This is a genomic window from Bradyrhizobium sp. 159 (genome assembly GCF_023073795.1).
GTDB lineage: Bacteria > Pseudomonadota > Alphaproteobacteria > Rhizobiales > Xanthobacteraceae > Bradyrhizobium.
On record NZ_JADPKE010000035.1, the window covers coordinates 1 to 1,668 of the forward strand.

Sequence of the window (1,668 nt, forward strand, 5' to 3'; positions counted from 1 at the left end):
CAACGCCGGCGTTGGCGTCGCCAGCGGTCGCTGTGCCGTTCAGCAGGCTCGCACCAGTGGTCGCAGCGTTGATGACGGTTCCCGTATTCGTGCCCTGAATGCCGCCCAGCGTGGCGCCCGAAGTCGCCGCGGTGACGCCACCTGCAGCGCCACTATAGAGCACGTTGCTGTTCGCGACTGCGCTGGCAAAGCTCGTCGTACCGCGCAGGTCGGCAGCCGTCGCACCCGAGATCGTGGTGGAGACGCTGGACTTCGAAGAATAGCCGACGGTGGTCTGCAGCGCCTGATTGGCGATCGACTTGGCGCTGTCGATCAGCTTCTGCAGCGAGGTCAGGCCGGTGTTGGCAGCCTGCAGCACCTGCACGCCGTTGGCGATGCCGTCGAGCAGATTGTTGATGTCGCTGGCGCGGTTGTCGAGCGACTGTGCCGTGAAGAAGTTGGTGGGATTGTCGAGAGCCGAGTTGACGCTCTTGCCGGTCGACAGACGGTTCTGTGTGGTGGCGAGCAGATCGGCGGTGGACTGGAGAGAGAGCAGGTTCTGACGAACCGACGCAGAGAGAACAATACCGGACATAACTCTTACCCTTCTGGTTTACGCGTCTTCGTTCGATCGCTTCGGATCGAGTGACGGGAACAGCGTGCCGCGACATGGCTAACAAAGGGTGAAACGAGACGCGCCGACCTAAGCGCCGGTTCACCATAAGAACCGCGGTGAGCGCCGGCAGGACCGGAAGCCCGACTGAATTTGTTGGCGATTTTCCACCCTTACGCTCCATTAACCATAACCGCGGGTTACTTTTCGAGCGTCATCCAAGGGGCTGCAAACGTTGACGCAAAAAGGAAAGCGGCGGGGCCGAAGCCCCGCCGCCAGATCTTGCTTGGGATGTCTTCCGCTTGTTAGCGGAGCAGTTGGAGCACGCTCTGCTGCGACTGGTTGGCCAGCGACAGCGCGGAGACCGCGATCGACTGGCGGGTCGACAGTGCCTGGCTGTTCGCTGCCTCGACGTTGGTGTCGGCCAGGGTCAGGTTGGACGAACCGGTCTGCAGCACGTTGATCAGGTTCTTGTTGAAGTCCTGACGCACCTGCACGATCGTCAGGTTCGAACCGAGCGCGGAAGCCTCCGAACGCAGCGTGCTCGACGCGTTGTTCAGGTTGGTCAGCACCTTGTTGGTGGCAGCGTTGTCGATGAAGTCGACACCGCTGGTCAGCGCGGCGAGGCCCAGACCCTTGGAGTTGTAGGTCACGCCGGTGATGCTCAAGCTCGACTTGGCGGTCTCGTCGAACACCAGCTTGAGCTGATCGCCGTTGAGCAGGTTGACACCGTTGAACGAGGAGTCCTGCGCGGTCGAGTCGATCTGGTTCAGGATGTTGTTGTACTGATTGACCAGATTGGCACGGGCCGTCTGGGCAACGGTGTCCGCGACCGGGGTGGAAGCCGTCGAGAACGTCAGCGACGAGGTCAGCGTTCCGCCGATCGCACCACCCGCAGTCGTCGAGCCAAGCGTCGAGGACGCGTAGTCGTTGGTGGTCGAGATCGTCAGCAGGCCGTTGGCGTCGATCGTGGCAGACAGGTTGTTGGCCTGAAGCGCGGTGTTGAGTTGATCGAGGGTCTTGACCGTTCCGTTGGTGCCGTCGCCGAAGGTGACGTTGACCGCCGTACCGCCGTT

1 protein-coding gene and 1 pseudogene are annotated in these 1,668 nt (G+C 61.9%); both read right to left on the reverse strand.

Features of this window, described 5'->3' with window-relative positions:
- A pseudogene (locus IVA96_RS07830) lies at positions 1-574 on the reverse strand (flagellin); the annotation flags it as partial.
- A 323-nt stretch (positions 575-897) separates the two neighbouring features.
- The coding region (locus tag IVA96_RS07835) for a flagellin (protein ID WP_253075126.1) at positions 898-1,668 on the reverse strand (771 nt) is incomplete at its 5' end.